The following is a 19163-nucleotide window of genomic DNA, read 5'->3' as shown; positions in this document are numbered from 1 at the left end:
ATTAGAAATCTTGAAAGAGTATTAAAAACTTAGAATGAGAAAAATTGTTATCAATGGTGGATTACCACTACAAGGTGAAATCACTATTAGTGGTGCTAAAAATAGCGTTGTGGCCTTAATTCCAGCTATTATATTGGCTGATGATGTGGTGACTTTGGATTGCGTTCCAGATATCTCGGATGTAGCCAGTCTTGTCGAAATCATGGAATTGATGGGAGCTACTGTAAAGCGTTATGACGATGTATTGGAGATTGACCCAAGAGGTGTTCAAAATATTCCAATGCCTTATGGAAAAATCAATAGTCTTCGTGCATCTTATTATTTTTATGGAAGTCTTTTAGGTCGCTTTGGTGAAGCCACAGTTGGCTTGCCTGGAGGGTGTGACCTTGGTCCTCGCCCGATTGACCTACACCTTAAGGCTTTTGAAGCTATGGGGGCTACTGTTAGCTACGAGGGAGATAACATGAAGTTATCTGCCAAAGATACAGGACTTCACGGTGCAAGTATTTACATGGATACAGTTAGTGTCGGTGCGACGATTAATACGATGATTGCTGCGGTTAAAGCGAATGGTCGTACTATTATTGAAAATGCAGCCCGTGAACCTGAAATTATTGATGTAGCTACCCTCTTGAATAATATGGGTGCCCATATCCGTGGTGCAGGAACTAATATCATCATTATTGATGGTGTTGAAAGATTACATGGAACCCGTCATCAGGTGATTCCAGACCGTATCGAAGCTGGAACATATATTTCTTTAGCTGCTGCAGTCGGCAAGGGGATTCGTATAAATAATGTTCTTTACGAACACCTAGAAGGATTTATTGCTAAGCTGGAAGAAATGGGAGTGAGAATGACTGTATCTGAAGACAGCATTTTTGTCGAAGAGCAGTCTAATTTGAAAGCAATCAATATTAAGACAGCTCCTTACCCAGGCTTTGCAACTGATTTGCAACAACCGATTACCCCACTTTTACTAAGAGCGAATGGTCGTGGTACAATTGTCGATACGATTTACGAAAAACGTGTAAATCATGTTTTTGAACTAGCAAAGATGGATGCGGACATTTCGACAACAAATGGTCATATTTTGTATACAGGTGGACGTGATTTGCGTGGGGCAAGTGTTAAAGCGACCGACCTACGAGCTGGGGCTGCACTAGTCATTGCTGGGCTCATGGCTGAAGGTAAAACTGAAATTACAAATATCGAGTTTATCTTACGTGGTTATTCTGATATTATTGAAAAATTACGTAATCTAGGAGCGGATATTACACTTGTTGAGGATTAAACCGTAGAGGTGTTTATGAATATTTGGACCAAATTAGCAATGTTTTCTTTTTTTGAAACGGATCGCTTGTATTTGCGTCCTTTCTTTTTTAGTGATAGTCAGGACTTCCACCAGATAGCTTCAAATCCAGAAAATCTTCAATTTATTTTCCCAACTCAGGCAAGTCTGGAAGAAAGTCAATATGCACTGGCCAATTACTTTATGAAGTCCCCTTTGGGAGTGTGGGCAATTTGTGACCAGAAAAATCAACAAATGATTGGTTCTATTAAATTTGAGAAGTTAGATGAAATCAAAAAAGAAGCAGAGCTTGGCTATTTTTTGAGAAAAGATGCTTGGTCGCAAGGATTTATGACAGAGGTTGTTAGAAAAATTTGTCAACTTTCTTTTGAAGAATTTGGTTTAAAACAATTGTCCATTATTACCCACCTCGAAAATGAAGCAAGTCAAAAGGTTGCCCTTAAGTCTGGATTTAGTTTGTTCCGTCAGTTTAAGGGAAGTGATCGCTACACAAGAAAAATGCGGGATTATCTTGAATTTCGGTATGTAAAAGGAGAATTCAATGAGTAAGCATCAGGAAATTCTAAGCTATTTGGAAGAATTACCTGTCGGAAAGAGGGTTAGTGTTCGTAGTATTTCCAACCATCTGGGAGTCAGTGATGGAACGGCCTATCGCGCTATCAAGGAAGCTGAAAATCGTGGAATTGTAGAGACTCGTCCAAGAAGTGGTACTATCCGTGTTAAATCTCAGAAAGTTGCTATTGAAAGATTAACTTTTGCTGAAATTGCAGAAGTGACTTCTTCTGAGGTTCTGGCTGGGCAAGAAGGTTTAGAAAGAGAATTTAGTAAGTTCTCAATCGGTGCTATGACTGAACAAAATATCTTGTCTTACCTTCATGATGGGGGACTCTTGATTGTCGGAGACCGGACCCGTATCCAATTACTAGCGCTGGAAAATGAAAATGCCGTTTTGGTTACAGGTGGTTTTCATGTTCATGATGATGTGCTTAAACTGGCCAATCAAAAAGGGATTCCAGTTTTAAGAAGCAAACATGACACTTTCACTGTCGCGACCATGATTAATAAAGCCTTGTCAAATGTTCAAATCAAGACTGATATTCTGACAGTTGAGAAACTTTACCGTCCGAGTCATGAATATGGTTTTCTGAGAGAGACCGACACCGTTAAAGATTATTTGGACTTGGTACGTAAGAATCGAAGCAGTCGTTTTCCAGTTATTAATCAACATCAGGTTGTTGTTGGTGTTGTAACCATGAGAGACGCTGGTGATAAGTCACCAAGCACCACAATTGACAAGGTCATGTCTCGTAGTCTATTTTTAGTTGGATTATCGACAAATATTGCCAATGTGAGTCAACGGATGATCGCAGAAGACTTTGAAATGGTACCGGTTGTTCGGAATAATCAAACCTTGCTTGGAGCTGTGACACGACGAGATGTCATGGAGAAGATGAGTCGATCCCAAGTCTCTGCTTTACCAACTTTTTCAGAGCAGATTGGTCAAAAACTTTCTTATCACCATGATGAAGTAGTCATTACAGTGGAACCCTTTATGCTAGAGAAAAATGGTGTTTTGGCTAATGGTGTATTGGCAGAAATCTTGACTCACATGACCCAAGATTTAGTTGTGAATAGTGGGCGCAATCTCATTATCGAGCAGATGCTAGTCTACTTTTTGCAGGCTGTTCAGATAGATGATATACTGCGCATTCAAGCACGCATTATCCATCATACTAGACGATCAGCCATTATTGATTACGATATTTATCATGGTCATCAGATTGTTTCAAAAGCAAATGTGACTGTTAAAATTAATTAGAAACTAGGAGAAAAAATGATAACATTAAAATCAGCTCGTGAAATCGAAGCTATGGACAAGGCTGGTGATTTTCTAGCAAGTATTCATATCGGCTTACGTGATTTGATTAAGCCTGGCGTTGATATGTGGGAAGTAGAAGAGTATGTTCGCCGTCGTTGTAAGGAAGAAAATTTCCTTCCGCTTCAGATTGGGGTTGACGGTGCCATGATGGACTATCCTTATGCTACCTGCTGCTCTCTTAATGATGAAGTGGCTCACGCTTTCCCTCGTCATTATATCTTGAAAGATGGTGATTTGCTCAAGGTTGACATGGTTTTGGGAGGTCCAATTGCCAAATCTGATTTGAATGTCTCAAAATTAAACTTTAACAATGTTGAACAAATGAAAAAATACACTCAGAGCTATTCTGGTGGTTTAGCAGACTCATGTTGGGCTTATGCTGTAGGTACACCGTCCGAAGAAGTGAAAAATCTGATGGATGTAACTAAAGAAGCCATGTATAAGGGGATTGAGCAAGCTGTTGTTGGAAATCGTATCGGTGATATCGGTGCGGCTATTCAAGAATACGCTGAAAGTCGTGGTTACGGTGTAGTGCGTGATTTGGTTGGTCATGGTGTTGGCCCAACTATGCACGAAGAACCAATGGTTCCTAACTATGGTATTGCTGGTCGTGGGCTTCGTCTCCGTGAAGGAATGGTGCTGACCATTGAACCAATGATCAATACTGGTGACTGGGAAATTGATACAGATATGAAGACTGGTTGGGCGCATAAGACCATTGACGGTGGATTGTCATGTCAGTATGAACACCAATTTGTCATTACAAAAGATGGACCTGTTATCTTGACTAGTCAAGGTGAAGAAGGAACTTATTAAAATAAGTAAAAGTAGATTGAAGAAAAAGTGGCTCTTTGGACAATTTTCTTCAATTTTTTCTTTTATCTATAGTGAAATGAAAAAACCGAACACCTTGAATGCGAAATTCAATTCAATTTCTAATAATGTTTTATAATTAATTGATTTCTCTAGATTTTATTTCAATCTGCTATAGAAACCATGGTGTACTATTTTAGGTCAAATTCATTATAACGTCATAGTGAATACAGCTAACCGTAGCAAACTTGATACAAATTTTAACATTTATAGTACAATAGGTTTAAATTCTTAAGAAAGTTGGTTCTTTATTGGAAACGATAATATTTTCAATCTCCGTTTTTTTAGCAGGGGTCTTGTCCTTCTTTTCTCCTTGTATTTTTCCTCTTTTGCCAGTTTATGCTGGGATTTTATTGGATGATCAGGAAAGCGCAAAAAGTTTTTCTTTATTTGGGAGAAAGGTTCTCTGGTCAGGTTTGATTCGAACACTTTGCTTTATTGCAGGTATTTCTCTCATTTTCTTTATCCTAGGATTTGGTGCAGGTTACTTTGGTAATATTCTCTATGCAAATTGGTTTCGATATGTTATGGGAACAATTATTATCATTTTGGGACTTCACCAGATGGAAATTTTTCATTTTAAGAAATTAGAGGTTCAAAAAAGCTTTACTTTCAAGAAATCAGAATCCAATCGTTATTGGTCAGCATTTTTACTTGGTATTACCTTTAGCTTTGGTTGGACACCTTGTATTGGTCCGGTTTTAAGTTCTGTTTTAGCGCTTGCGGCTTCTGGAGGCAATGGTGCTTGGCAAGGAGCTATTTATACTCTTATTTACACTCTGGGGATGGCCATTCCTTTCTTGGTTTTGGCTCTAGCTTCAGGTGTAGTAATGCCTTATTTTAGTAAAATCAAACGTCATATGATGCTACTAAAGAAAATTGGTGGTTTCCTTATTATTTTAATGGGAATCTTGTTACTATTAGGACAAGTAAATGTTCTAGCTGGAATTTTTGAATAAAGGAGAAAAAGATGAAAAAAATAATGTTTGCTGGTTTAAGCCTTCTGTCATTAGTTGTATTGATGGCCTGTGGTGAGGAAGAGACTAAAAAAACTCAAGCTCCACAACAATCCCCAAAACAGCAACAACAAACGTCCGTACAACAAATTGCTGTTGGAAAAGATGCTCCAGACTTCACCTTGCAATCCATGGATGGTAAAGAAGTTAAGTTATCTGATTATAAGGGTAAAAAAGTCTACTTGAAGTTTTGGGCTTCATGGTGTGGTCCATGTAAGAAAAGTATGCCTGAGTTGATGGAATTGGCTGCAAAACCAGATCGCGATTTCGAAATTCTTAGTGTCATTGCACCAGGAATTCAAGGTGAAAAAACTGTTGAGCAATTCCCACAATGGTTCCAAGATCAAGGTTATAAGGATATCCCAGTACTTTATGATACCAAAGCAACTACCTTCCAAGCTTATCAAATTCGAAGCATTCCTACAGAATACCTGATTGATAGTCAAGGAAAGATTGGAAAGATTCAATTTGGTGTTATCAGCAACGCGGATGCAGAAGCAGCATTTAAAGAAATGAACTAGAATAGATAAAAATCTGATTACAGTATGTAGTCAGATTTTTTTAGAAAAACATTTTATAAATATTCACAAATCTCCTATATTTATGGTAAAATAGAATCATCATTTTATTTTGGAGAGAAATATGAATATATTTAGAACAAAGAATGTAAGTTTGGATAAAACGGAGATGCACAGGCATTTGAAGTTATGGGATTTGATTTTGCTGGGTATCGGAGCCATGGTAGGGACAGGCGTCTTTACAATTACAGGTACTGCAGCTGCAACACTTGCTGGTCCAGCGCTAGTGATTTCAATTGTTATTTCTGCCTTGTGTGTGGGATTATCAGCTCTCTTTTTTGCAGAATTCGCTTCACGAGTACCTGCTACGGGTGGTGCCTACAGTTATCTATATGCTATTTTAGGAGAATTTCCAGCTTGGTTGGCTGGCTGGTTAACCATGATGGAGTTCATGACAGCCATATCTGGTGTGGCTTCGGGTTGGGCAGCTTATTTTAAAGGCTTGCTCTCTCAATACGGGATAGCCCTTCCTCGTGCTTTAAATGGTACCTTTAATCCTCAAGCAGGGACGTTGGTTGATTTATTACCTATTCTTGTATTGGCCTTAGTGACATCGCTTGTTTTACTCAATGCTAAAGCAGCTTTACGATTTAATTCTATTTTAGTTATTTTGAAATTTTCCGCTTTAGCTCTCTTTGTTTTAGTAGGAATTTGGCATATCAAACTTGATAATTGGAGCAATTTTGCTCCTTATGGTTTTGGACAAATATATGGCGCTAGTACTGGTATTATGGCTGGTGCCTCCTTGATGTTCTTTGGATTTTTAGGCTTCGAATCCATCTCTATGGCTGTAGATGAAGTTAAGACTCCTCAAAAAAATATTCCTAGAGGAATTGTCTTATCGCTTTCTATCGTAACCATTCTTTATGCCTTGGTGACGCTTGTCTTGACTGGTGTGGTTCACTATAGTCATCTAAATGTCGACGATGCCGTTGCCTTTGCTCTTCGTAGCGTTGGGATTGGTTGGGCAGCTAACTATGTGTCATTAGTGGCTATCTTGACCTTGATTACGGTTTGTATCTCGATGACCTATGCCCTATCACGTATGATTTACAGTTTAGCACGTGACGGATTAATGCCTGCTGTATTTAAAGAACTAACCAAGACAAGTAAGGTACCCAAAAATGCTACTATCTTGACAGGTCTAGCTTCAGCAGTAGCAGCAGGAATGTTCCCACTAGCTAGTATTGCAGCTTTCTTAAATATTTGTACCCTAGCCTACTTGATTATGCTAGCTTACGGCCTGATTCGTTTACGGAAAGAAAAGGGGATGCCCAAATCTGGAGAATTTAAAACACCCTTGGTACCCTTATTACCGATTTTATCAATCATTATTTGTCTATCATTTATGTTGCAGTATAATGTGGAAACCTGGGTTGCTTTCCTCATTGCTTTGTTGATAGGAAGTATTATTTATTTTACTTATGGCTATAAACATTCTACCATAGAAGAATAATACTCTTCGAAAATCTCTTCAAACCACGTCAGCTTCGCCTTGCCGTATATATGTGACTGACTTCGTCAGTCTTATCTACAACCTCAAAACAGTGTTTTGAGCAACCTACGGCTAGCCTCCTAATTTGCTCTTTGATTTTCATTGAGTATATAAAGTGAGAATCTGTTGAGTTGTTGAAACTCAGCAGATTTTTATATGTGAAAGAAATTTCAAAATTTTTCTAAAAATAGCTTGACAGATTAAATTTTTAGGAGTAGACTGTTTACCAGTTAATTAAATAGTTAAGGGGTTATCCATGAAAAAACAAAGTTTATTTTTAGTATTGTTAAGTGTCTTTCTTTTGTGTTTAGGGGCTTGTGGTCAAAAGGAAAGCCAAACAGGAAAAGGGATGAAAATTGTGACCAGTTTTTATCCTATCTACTCTATGGTTAAAGAGATATCTGGTGATTTGAATGATGTTCGGATGATTCAGTCAAGTAGTGGGATTCACTCCTTTGAACCTTCAGCAAATGACATCGCGGCCATCTATGATGCAGACGTCTTTGTTTATCATTCTCATACGCTCGAATCTTGGGCAGGAAGTTTAGATCCCAATCTAAAAAAATCTAAAGTCAAGGTTTTAGAGGCTTCAGAGGGAATGACTTTAGACCGCGTCCCAGGGCTAGAAGATGTGGAAGCAGGGGATGGAGTTGATGAAAAAACGCTCTATGACCCTCACACATGGCTAGATCCAGAAAAAGCTGGCGAAGAAGCGCAAATTATCGCTGACAAACTTTCAGAGGTGGATAGTGAGCATAAAGAAACTTACCAGAAAAATGCGCAAGCCTTTATCAAAAAAGCTCAGGAATTGACTAAGAAATTCCAACCTAAATTTGAAAAAGCGAGTCAGAAAACCTTTGTAACACAACATACAGCCTTTTCTTATCTAGCTAAGCGATTTGGACTTAATCAATTGGGTATTGCAGGTATCTCTCCTGAACAAGAACCAAGTCCAAGACAACTAACTGAAATTCAGGAATTTGTTAAAACATATAAGGTTAAAACGATTTTTACAGAAAGTAACGCTTCTTCAAAAGTAGCTGAAACTCTTGTCAAATCAACAGGTGTGGGTCTTAAAACTCTGAATCCTTTAGAGGCTGACCCACAAAATGACAAGACTTATCTAGAAAATCTTGAAGAAAATATGAGTGTTCTAGCAGAAGAATTGAAATGAGGAAAGAATGAAAATCAATAAAAAATATGTAGCAGGTTCAGTGGCAGTTCTTGCCCTAAGTGTTTGTTCCTACGAGCTTGGTCGTTACCAAGCTGGACAAGTTAAGAAAGATTCGAATCGAGTTGCTTATATAGATGGTGATCAGGCTGGTCAAAAGGCAGAAAATTTGACACCAGATGAAGTCAGTAAAAGAGAGGGAATCAACGCCGAACAAATTGTTATCAAGATTACGGATCAAGGCTATGTGACCTCTCATGGAGACCATTATCATTACTATAATGGGAAGGTTCCTTATGATGCCATCATCAGTGAAGAACTCCTCATGAAAGATCCGAATTATCAGTTGAAGGATTCAGACATTGTCAATGAAATCAAGGGTGGCTATGTGATTAAGGTAGACGGGAAATACTATGTTTACCTTAAAGATGCGGCTCATGCGGACAATATTCGTACAAAAGAAGAGATTAAACGTCAGAAGCAGGAACATAGTCATAATCATAATGCAAGCACAGATAATGCTGTTGCTGCAGCCAGAGCTCAAGGACGTTATACAACGGATGATGGGTATATCTTCAATGCATCTGATATCATCGAAGATACGGGTGATGCCTATATCGTACCTCATGGCAATCACTTCCACTATATTCCTAAAAGTGACTTGTCTGCTAGTGAATTAGCCGCTGCCCAAGCCTTCTTATCTGGAAAAGGCGGTCAATTAAGTACGGTTGAATACCGTTCAAGCAGAGCTGAAAGAAGATTTAGTATGAGAACGAGTCCATCTGAGGCTTCTCAAGATTCTGCCAAAGCTCCTGAGAGTCAAAATGAGGATTTAGCTAGTCTCCTTCAAGAATTGTACGCCTTGCCACTTAGCCAACGTCATGTGGAGTCTGATGGATTGGTATTTGACCCGGCACAGATTACAAAACGTACTGCCAATGGTGTGGCAGTTCCTCACGGAGATCATTTCCATTTCATTCCTTATTCACAAATGTCTGCCTTGGAAGAAAAATTGGCTCGAAATCTGCCAATTGGAGGTCAGCCAGTTCAAAGTCATTCTGATAATACGAAGCCAAGTAGCCCTGAGAAAACAAGTTCAACACCAAGTTCAACGATTAAACCAAACTTTAATCTCAATACGCAGGCACCAAATCGAGGAACTGGAGGCGCCTATACAACGGATGATGGGTATGTCTTTAATCCGACAGATGTGATTGAAGATACAGGTGATGCTTTTGTTGTCCCTCACGGCAATCATTTCCACTATATTCCTAAGAGTGATTTGTCAGCAGGAGAATTAGCTGCTGCTCAAGCTTATTGGAATGGTAAACAGGGCTCACATTCTGCTATAAGTTCAAGTAAACCAAGTAGTGATAATGCTAAACCAACTCAACCAAGTTTGCCAGAGACTCCTAATCTGACTGTCACTCCAACTTATCATCAAAATCAAGGGGAAGATATTCCAACACTTTTACGTGAATTGTATGCCAAACCTTTGTCAGAACGACATGTGGAATCGGATGGCTTAGTCTTTGATCCGGCACAAATTATCAAACGTACAGCTAACGGTGTTGCAGTGCCTCATGGAGACCATTATCACTTTATTCCTTATTCACAAATGTCACCGCTGGAAGAAAAATTGGCTCGTATGATAGTTGTTAAGGGACAAAATGGCGGTGTCTTGCCAAGTGTTACTCCTCTGAAACCAGCTCCTACTACCAAACCTCTAGCACCAGTGGAAAATAAACCGACTGAACTTGATGTCAATCAGGTTGTTAGAAAAGTTGGCGACGGTTATATTTTCGAGGATAAGGGAGTCAGTCGTTATGTTCTAGCTAAAGACTTGGCTAAGGATAAGGTTGACGCTATTGAAAATCTCTTGTCTAAGAAAACTCAAGAGACACATGCCCTAGTTGCGAAGAAAGAAAATGTCGCTCCTCGTGACCAAGAATTTTATGATAAAGCATATAATTTATTGGCCGAGGCTCATAAAGCCTTGTATGAAAATAAGGGTCGTACTTCTGATTTCCAAGCCTTAGACAAATTAGCAGAGCGCTTGAATGATGAATCTTCTAATAAAGGAAAATTGGTAGATGATTTATTGGCATTCCTAGCACCAATTACCCATCCAGAACGTCTTGGTAAGCCAAATTCTCAAATTGCTTATACAGACGATGAAATTAAATTAGCGAAATTAGCAGGTAAGTATACAACAGAAGATGGCTATATCTTTGACATTCGTGATATTACCAGTGATGAGGGAGATGCTTATGTAACTCCACATATGAGCCATAGTCACTGGATTAAGAAAGAGAGCTTGTCTGAAGCTGAAAGAGTGGCAGCCCAGGCTTATGCTAAAGAGAAAGGTTTGACACCTCCTTCAACAGAGAATCAGGGTTCAGGAAATACTGAGGTTAAAGGAGTAGAAGCAATCTATAATAAAGTGAAAGCAGCTAAGAAGGTCCCACTTGATCATATTCCTTACAATCTACAACATACTGTTGAAGTTAAAAATGGTAGCTTAATTATACCTCATTACGACCATTACCATAATATTAAATTTGGTTGGTTTGACGAAGGACTCTATGAAGCACCTAAGGGTTATAGCCTTGAGGATCTCTTTGCGACTGTAAAATATTATGTTGAACATCCTGAAGAACGTCCTCACTCAGATAATGGTTGGGGAAATGCCAGCGACCATGTTCGTAAAAATAAGGCAGACCAAGACGGTAAACATAATGAAAATAAGGAACATGATGAAGTAAGTGAGCCAACTCGCCCTGAATCTGATGAAAAAGAGAATCACGCTGCTTTAAATCCTTCAGTAGATAATCTTTATAAACCGAGTACTGATGAAGAAGAGACAGCGGAGGAGTCTAAAGATAAAACAGACGAAGATGAAGTCCCTCAAGTAGAGACTGAAAAAGTAGAAGCCAAGCTTAAAGAAGTAGAAACTTTACTTGATAAAGTAACGGATGCTGGTTTGAAAGCCAATGCGACAGAAACCCTAGCTGGTTTACGAAATAACTTGAGTCTTCAAACCATGGATAATAATGGTATCATGGCAGAAGCAGAAAAATTACTTGCTTTGTTAAAAAGGTAGTGAGTCAGTAACGACGAAACCAGAAGCATAAGTTTATCCTATTAAATCAAAATGATGTAAGAGTCAGTAGCAATACTGGCTTTTATTTTTTAAAATGATATAAAAATCTTGACAGATAAACTTAAAAAAGGTAAACTATTTACTGGTTAATTAATTGGTTAAATAACCAGTTTAGAAAAAACTGTTTAACCGAGAAAAAGAAGTTAAGAAAAAGCTTCATCATTTATTGAAATGAGGAATTTATGAAATTCAGTAAAAAGTATATAGCAGTCGGATCAGCTGTCATCGTGTCCTTGAGTCTGTGTGCTTATGCGCTAAATCAGCATCTCTCGCAGGAAGATAAGGACAATAATCGTGTCTCTTATGTGGATGGCAGTCAGTCAAGTCAGAAAACTGAAAACCTGACACCAGATCAGGTTAGCCAAAAAGAAGGAATTCAGGCCGAGCAAATTGTTATTAAGATTACAGATCAGGGATATGTGACGTCACACGGTGATCACTATCATTACTATAACGGGAAAGTTCCTTATGATGCCCTCTTTAGTGAAGAACTTCTGATGAAGGATCCAAATTACCAACTTAAGGATGGAGATATTGTCAACGAGGTAAAGGGTGGTTATATCATCAAGGTCGATGGAAAATACTATGTCTATTTGAAAGATGTAGCTCATGCTGATAATGTTCGAACCAAAGATGAAATCAACCGTCAAAAACAAGAACATGTCAAAGATAAGGAGAAGGTCAGCTCTGATGTTTCTGTAGCAAGATCTCAAGGACGCTATACGACAGATGATGGTTATGTCTTTAATCCAGCTGATATTATCGAAGATACCGGTGATGCTTATATCGTTCCTCACGGTGGTCACTATCACTACATTCCAAAAAGTGATTTATCTGCTAGTGAATTAGCAGCATCCAAAGCTCATCTAGCGGGCAAAAATACGCAACCGAGTCAGTTAAGCTATTCTTCAGTGGCTAGTGACAATAACACGCAATCTGTAGCACACGGATCAACTAGCAAGCCAGAAAGCAAAGTTGACAATCTCCAAAGTCTATTGAAAGAACTCTATGATTCACCTAGCGACCAACGTTACAGTGAATCAGATGGCTTAGTCTTTGACCCTGCTAAGATTGTCAGTCGTACACCGAATGGAGTTGCGATTCCGCATGGCGACCATTATCACTTTATTCCTTACAGCAAGCTCTCTGCTTTAGAAGAAAAGATTGCTAGAATGGTGCCTATCGGTGGAACTGGTTCTACGGTCTCTACAAATGAAAAACCTCATGAAGTAGCGTCTAGACTAGGAAGTCTTTCAAACAATCCTTCTTCTTCAACGATAAGTAAGGAACTCTCTTCAACTTCTGATGGCTATATCTTTAATCCAAAAGATATCGTTGAAGAAACAGCTACAGCTTATATTGTAAGACATGGCGATCATTTCCATTACATTCTAAAATCGAACCAAATTGGACAACCGACTCATTCAAACAATGGTCTAGCAACACCTTCGCCATCTCTTCCAACCAATCCAGGTGCTTCACATAAGGAACATGAAGAAGATAGTCACGGCTTTGATGCTAATCGAATTATTGCAGAAGATGAATCAGGATTTATCATGAGTCATGGTGACCATAATCATTACTTCTTCAAGAAGGATTTGACAGCAGACCAAATTAAGGCAGCTCAGGATCATTTGAAAACACATCATGATGCAGAACTTGTAAAACCTCTTGCTAAAACGGTAGAGTCTTTCTCAAGAGATGCTAGCGATGAAGAAAAAATTGCTTATATTTCTAAGACCTATGGTGTGCCACTTGAAGCTATTAGAATTTCCAACGGATTCTTTGTCTTTGGAAATCCAGACCAAGCCTACGATCCAACTCATATTCATCCTTACGCTGTTCGTAAGGAACACGTTCGGATTCCTCTTCAAACTGGAAATCCAGAACTTGATTTCTTAAATGAACTCTATACGACTGCCTTACGTGATGGTGTGTCTCCTTATAGTTTGCAGGTAGAAAATGGTAGTTTTGTGATCCCTCATGGTGACCACAATCACTACATCAAGGTTCAAACCAAGGGCTATGAAGTGGCTTTGAAAAATAAAATTCCAGCTCTACAATCCAACTACCAACCTGGAGCTTTTGATGAGAAGGCAGTTTTGGCAAAAGTAGATCAACTTCTAGCTGAAAGCAGAAACATCTATAAAGACAAACCTATCGAACAAAGACAGATCGAGTTAGCTTTAGGTCAGTTTACTGAAAACATGAAGAAACTGGCAACTAACTCTACAGCAGGTTATCTTGCAACACTGGATCTCTTTGATAAGCAATATATCCATATTGATGAAAGTGTCAAGCCTGTTAAAACAAGCGCTCTAGATAAGAAATATCAGGCCTTGATTGATAAAATCAATACACTAGATACAGATTCTTATGGACTTCCTAAGAAAGACCTTCTCGTTCGACTCCAGGAAGCTAAGTTGGCTAAAGATGAGGCTGGTTTAGCAGCGGTTGAATCACAACTTCAAGCTCTTCAAGACTTTAATGATCGAACAGGTGTTACAACTGTAGAATACATCAAGTACTTCTACGAACACGTAAATGACGGTCGTTTGAGTGATGAACTTCGAAACAAAGTAGCTCAGTTGACTTGGACCTTGTATCAATCTCAATCCTTCCTTAAGGCAGCAGAATTGAACAAATTATTCCCAAGCATCTATCAGGCAAAACAAGAAGTGGAAGAAGCTTTGAAAGCTCAGCCAACTACTGCGAAATCAAGTCAGACAGTTCTAGATACTGAAAAAGTTGATAATCAAACTGCCAAGACAGCTATTTATGGCTTTTTGAAAGAATTGTACGGAGACTTTATGCCTGAAGAACATGTCAATCATGTTAGCAAGGAAGAAGTAGAAAGCCTCTTGAGCAAGGCAACTCAACTCTTGGAACAAATCCAAGAAGAAGGTATCAGACAATCCTTGGCAGAAGAAGTAGAAAATCTCAAAGCTGCTACAAATAAGGCAGATGCAGACTTGGATGAAGTAAACAGTCAGGCGAAAGATGTCTTGACTCGTATCGCTAGTGCCCTTCAACAAGAGAAGGAAAATGCTGAGCAAGACCCTCAGACACTTGTACTCTATCAAAAACTCTACGATATTCTCATGTCACTTCACGCTTATTTAGAAAACAATAAGGGTTCTGATGCAGACTTTGATAAAGTGGATGCTCTACTAGATCAACTTTCTGCCAAGAGTAAAGATAAAGCTGCTTTACTTGAATTGACAAAAGCTATTCTGGTCTTGAATCAAGAAATCAAGTCAAAATCAAGTGCGAGTGAAGATGCAACTCCAGCAACAAATGCTGAAGCAAATGGTGATAAGATCAGTGCTGAGAGCCAACCAAACGCAGCTGCAGAATCTAACAGTGAAACTGCAAGGGAGGAAAACAAACCAAGCAACACAGGAGATTCTAAACCAGATGAATCAACTTCAGAAAAGGAAACAACAGAATCTACAACAAGTACTGGAAATCAAGAAAAACCAGTAGAATAAAAAAGTTGGTAGTCGGAGATCTAGTAGATTTTGCCATTCAAGGCTGTTTCCCATTTCTCATTGTAATTATAAACCATGGCAACATAAGAAAACGAGCATTTCCAACTGAGGAGGTGCTCGTTTTTTGATAGTTAGAAGTAGTTTTTTCCCATCCTAATGAAAACTAGTAAGTTGAGGGAATTTATAACAGATTGAAATAAGATGCGAACAAATAGATTGGGAAATTCAAATTAATTTCATGTTTTAGAAGTCATGTTGTACTGTTTTAAATTCAAACTATTATATTAGACCTGACTCTAGTTTGGAAGTCCAGAAATATCCAAGAAGCATGTAGTTAGAAAGAGGGATTAAAAATTCTAACCTAGAAGTAATTAGGGTTGAACGTTCATTTTTGGATTGTACTATGACTATGCTCATTTACTGAAGAACGTAGATTGACATGAGTTTATTTTCCAAATTCTTATTTTACAGATATCTCCCCTATTTTCCTAAAAAAATATACTAAAGATACTTGACAAACTAAAATATTAGTATTAAATTAATGTTGTAAACACTTACAAATAAATGTGTTCGATTTTAGAATAGAGAATTATTACTGAGTTTTTTCAAATATTATAATTCAAGGAGAAGTAAAATACAAAAAATTTACTAAGAAGAAGTTCATTTTGCTTGCTACAAGTTGTTTAAGTTTTAGCTTTGCTATTACAGCTAGTGTTGGTAGTGCAACTACAGCAATCCCAGTTCTATATCTGATTATTGATTTATGGAAGTATGGTGTAAGTGATAGCTATGGTTATTCGAATTACTTTGTTAGTTCTTCAAATAATATTAGTTCAGAGTCTTCAGTAACGAATATTTGGGGAACGTTAAAGTTCGCGATAAAAAAGATTATAGATAGACATTTCAAGAAAAAATCTTGAAACAATTTTCGCTTAAATGCATATTGAGATTATTATAGATTTTAAAAATAATTTATGAAAACAATAGTCCCAATGAAAGGATAGGGGAAGTGCTTATGAAATTAAAATTATGTATCATTGGATTCTTCTTTTGTTTGATTGCTGCAATTGGTCTGATCACTATCAGCGATACCGAAACTCCCATACCTTTACCAATTGATGGTGCTTTTTCTATCCAAGGAAAAAGTAATCTTTCTAATAACGAAATTTACGAAATGATTCGTGACCTATCAAAAACGGAAAATGTTACCATTTACAAGCCGGTGGTTCAGAGTTCTGGTCAGTTGAAGTATGTAAATGTCGATGATGTAAATAATGAACAATTAAAGTCAGCACCAATAATAGGGATGTATTACACCCTTGGAAAAATAAATATAGACAGTTTGAAACCACTTACGATGACTGGACTACAAACAGTCTATATGGCTTATCCTTGGTATATAGGAGGAATCTTACAATTTACTGGAACTTTAAGAATACTGTTAATGGGGTCAATTTACTTAACCTTATTAGTTGTGTTATTTGTTGTTAGAACGAAGCAGATTAAAGAAGGAGTGATACGACGTTCTTTGGGATTGCCTGTATACGATCTAAGAAGAGAGTATGGCATTTCTCTTATTTTTGAACTGATTATGATGGCTTTATTGATGATTTCTTACAGTTCTTTTTTGGGGAATGGTCTCTTCACTTATAGTTCTAAGTTATTTTTCTCTCTGCTTTTAACGAATTTTATATTATTTCAAATCGTTGATCTCATCACCTTTGTTTTATTTTGGTTGACAATTCAGATTGAAAAGCCCATTGAAATTATCAAAAACAAGGCAAAAAACAAGCTTATTTTTGTCGTATGGCTTGCCATTATTTCGATTATTATCGTTGTATCAGGAATTTTTTTACAAGAAACAAAGAGTAGTCAATCCAGTATCAACATCCAGATACAGAATTTAGTACCATGGGACACAGTAAAAGACTGGAGAAGGATTGAATTCCTTGGAATTGAAAGTAACTCTGCTAAAAATGGAGAAGTTAGTGATTCAGATGGTAAGTATCTACAGATAGTTGCTGCCTTAAAAAACTTAGATTTTTTATATATAGAACGATCTTCGGCCTATGTTCCAGATTTCATGAAAACTTCACATGTTATAGAAAATTTTTCTAAACAATTAGAAAATGACGGGATAACGAATCCAGAAATAAATAAAGAGTTGATTTATATTAATCAAACAGGTGCTAACCTACAAAATAAAGTGAATGGAACAAACTATCATCTTTTAGATAATAAGATAGCAACCATCTATATTCCTGAGAAATGGAAAGAAAACCAGAAATCTATTGAGAATACAGTTGTAGCAGAACAATTTATTGGAACAGACTATACAAGAGAACAGCTTGCAGTTCAAATAATTCCTGATGGGGAAAAAATTTTTTATTTTAATGAGGATGCTGATAATAATCTTAAAATGAAAGATATTTTACCGCTGGCAAATGTAGCAGATAGCAAAGATAATATAGTTGTTGTGTTAGATACGGACAAAATGATGGAAAATAATAAGTTTTCTTTGGCTAGTAACATACTATATAAATCTCTTTTTAGTCCTGAAGCGGTAAAAAAAATAAATGAGATGACTGTCCCGTTGAATTTCTCAATGAATCCAGTAGATGTTTACCAAATTGTGAAATTAAAGATTCAATCCTTAGAGCACCAAATTTTACTTTCACAAATCTTACAAAAGATAATTTACAGTATTGTCTTTATACTCATTTATCAATATGTCCAACTTTATATTGCCCTAAAACAAAATGAATATGTGAAAAAAATTATTTTGGGTCTGTCAAAAACATATATAGCAATTTCAAGTCTCAAGTACTTTATGATGATTATTACAATGGTTATCCTATTTACATTTCTTATGACAGGGCAAATAGAGCTGCTATATATTGGTCTTGCTTCTATACTAGTTTTGATGCTGTCAATCATAATGAGTTTTAGGAAATTATCTGAAAGCTACACTAAAATTTTAAAAGGAGATGAATCATGACAATTGACCTTTTGAACGTTTCAAAGAGTTTCGGCTCAAAGAAGATCTTTACAGACTTAAATTTAATATTTGAATCTGGAAAAAGCTATGCATTGATTGGAGGTTCTGGCTCCGGTAAAAGCACCCTTCTTAATATTATAGGAAGATTAGAAAAAATTGACAGTGGGAATGTTTTAGTTGATAAACAAGATATTTGGAAGATAAAAGAAAGAATTTTTTTTAAAAATACTGTTGGATATGTATTTCAGAATTATTCTTTAATAGATAACAAAACAGTATATGATAATCTGAGCCTTATCACTAAAGACAAAAAAACAATAACTGATGTACTTGAAAAAGTAGGGCTGTCGAGCGACTATTTACATCAAAAAATATATGAATTGTCTGGAGGGCAGGCTCAACGTGTAGCTATTGCCAGAATGTTAATGAAACCACGTAAAATTATTTTAGCAGATGAACCCACAGGAGCTTTAGATGGTGAGATTGGAAAAGAAATCATTCGTTTATTATTAAATGAAAGAGATGAAGACAAATATGTTATTATAGCGACTCACGATCCAGCTGTCTATAAAAAAGTTGATGTGATCATTGATATGAAAGATATAGGGGATAATGTATGAAAAAGATAATTTATATCGCTTTGATCTTTGTAGCTGGGCTACTTGCTATTTTCTTCTTTGGAAAACAAATGATCAAAAAAGAAAATACTAATAAACCAACGGTGGAGTTAACCGTTTTTACGGTTTCTTCTAGTGATACAGAAAAATGGAATAAAGTGAAACAAGTAGAAACGGAAGAAGCTACATACTTCATAACTGTGAAAGAAGTAGCGTCTTCAGAAGAAGTATTTTCAAACATTATTGCAAATGGAGCTGCTACGGGGTTCGGAGTTCGTGAAGAAGAAGTGAAGAAATTCAATAATGATTTAGGAGACACTATAGAGGACTCTAAGCATAATAAACTAATTGAAATAGAGTTTTTTACTTTTTCTGATGCTGACGAGGGATTTGTAGTAGCAAATTTTGACTATGGTAAAGAAGAGTTGAATTCTCAGAAAAAAGATATAAAAGACTTATATAAAAAAATATATGAATCTTTTAAAGAAAAAGGTAAGTGATTAGGTTTCTTTTACATATCTTGATATAGTAAAATGAAATAAAAACTGAACAAATTGATTAGGGAATTCA

At 37.0% G+C, this 19163-nt stretch carries 13 protein-coding genes; all 13 read left to right on the top strand.

Features of this window, described 5'->3' with window-relative positions:
• Nucleotides 1–34 precede the first annotated feature (34 nt).
• The 13 genes from FJR77_RS03585 (at nt 35) to FJR77_RS03520 (ending at nt 19093) form a co-directional block, all read left to right on the top strand.
• Entirely contained in the window at nt 35–1294 is a 1260-nt protein-coding gene (locus tag FJR77_RS03585) for a UDP-N-acetylglucosamine 1-carboxyvinyltransferase (protein ID WP_001227091.1), read from the top strand.
• A 15-nt stretch (nt 1295–1309) separates the two neighbouring features.
• Complete coding sequence (locus FJR77_RS03580; RefSeq protein WP_140832728.1) at nt 1310–1861, top strand: GNAT family N-acetyltransferase; 552 nt, start codon at nt 1310–1312, stop codon at nt 1859–1861.
• A complete protein-coding gene (gene spxR, locus FJR77_RS03575) occupies nt 1854–3131 on the top strand; it encodes a CBS-HotDog domain-containing transcription factor SpxR (RefSeq protein WP_101784921.1) in 1278 nt (425 codons plus the stop codon). The genes FJR77_RS03580 and spxR overlap by 8 nt, the downstream gene beginning before the upstream one ends.
• 15 nt (nt 3132–3146) lie before the next feature.
• Complete coding sequence (locus FJR77_RS03570) at nt 3147–4007, top strand: methionyl aminopeptidase (RefSeq protein ID WP_000631543.1); 861 nt, start codon at nt 3147–3149, stop codon at nt 4005–4007.
• A gap of 308 nt (nt 4008–4315) precedes the next feature.
• The gene (gene ccdA2 / locus FJR77_RS03565; RefSeq protein ID WP_125450963.1) at nt 4316–5023 is read left to right on the top strand and encodes a thiol-disulfide oxidoreductase-associated membrane protein CcdA2; all 708 of its coding nucleotides are present in this window, start codon (nt 4316–4318) and stop codon (nt 5021–5023) included.
• Nucleotides 5024–5034: 11 nt separating this feature from the next.
• Nucleotides 5035–5601: a thiol-disulfide oxidoreductase-associated lipoprotein SdbB gene (gene sdbB / locus FJR77_RS03560; RefSeq protein WP_125450962.1), complete on the top strand. Its 567-nt coding sequence runs from the start codon at nt 5035–5037 to the stop codon at nt 5599–5601.
• Between the two features lie 121 nt (nt 5602–5722).
• Nucleotides 5723–7114 (top strand): APC family permease, encoded by a 1392-nt coding sequence (locus FJR77_RS03555; protein ID WP_140832726.1) that lies wholly within the window; start codon nt 5723–5725, stop codon nt 7112–7114.
• A 295-nt stretch (nt 7115–7409) separates the two neighbouring features.
• The gene (gene adcAII, locus FJR77_RS03550) at nt 7410–8327 is read left to right on the top strand and encodes a zinc-binding lipoprotein AdcAII (protein WP_125450960.1); all 918 of its coding nucleotides are present in this window, start codon (nt 7410–7412) and stop codon (nt 8325–8327) included.
• Nucleotides 8328–8334: 7 nt separating this feature from the next.
• Nucleotides 8335–11427, top strand: coding sequence for a pneumococcal-type histidine triad protein (locus FJR77_RS03545; RefSeq protein WP_140832724.1), 3093 nt, complete (start codon nt 8335–8337; stop codon nt 11425–11427).
• A gap of 242 nt (nt 11428–11669) precedes the next feature.
• Nucleotides 11670–14978, top strand: a complete 3309-nt coding sequence (locus FJR77_RS10405; protein WP_140832722.1) for a pneumococcal-type histidine triad protein — start codon at nt 11670–11672, stop codon at nt 14976–14978.
• A 1015-nt stretch (nt 14979–15993) separates the two neighbouring features.
• Complete coding sequence (locus FJR77_RS03530) at nt 15994–17976, top strand: ABC transporter permease (RefSeq protein WP_140832718.1); 1983 nt, start codon at nt 15994–15996, stop codon at nt 17974–17976.
• The gene (locus FJR77_RS03525; protein WP_140832716.1) at nt 17973–18596 is read left to right on the top strand and encodes an ATP-binding cassette domain-containing protein; all 624 of its coding nucleotides are present in this window, start codon (nt 17973–17975) and stop codon (nt 18594–18596) included. The genes FJR77_RS03530 and FJR77_RS03525 overlap by 4 nt, the downstream gene beginning before the upstream one ends.
• Entirely contained in the window at nt 18593–19093 is a 501-nt protein-coding gene (locus tag FJR77_RS03520) for a hypothetical protein (protein WP_140832714.1), read from the top strand. The genes FJR77_RS03525 and FJR77_RS03520 overlap by 4 nt, the downstream gene beginning before the upstream one ends.
• Nucleotides 19094–19163 lie beyond the last annotated feature (70 nt).

The sequence above is a fragment of the Streptococcus shenyangsis genome (assembly GCF_006385785.1).
Taxonomy (GTDB): Bacteria; Bacillota; Bacilli; order Lactobacillales; family Streptococcaceae; genus Streptococcus; species Streptococcus shenyangsis.
Note: the sequence above shows the minus strand (reverse complement) of the source record. Positions and strands in the feature narration are given on the sequence as shown.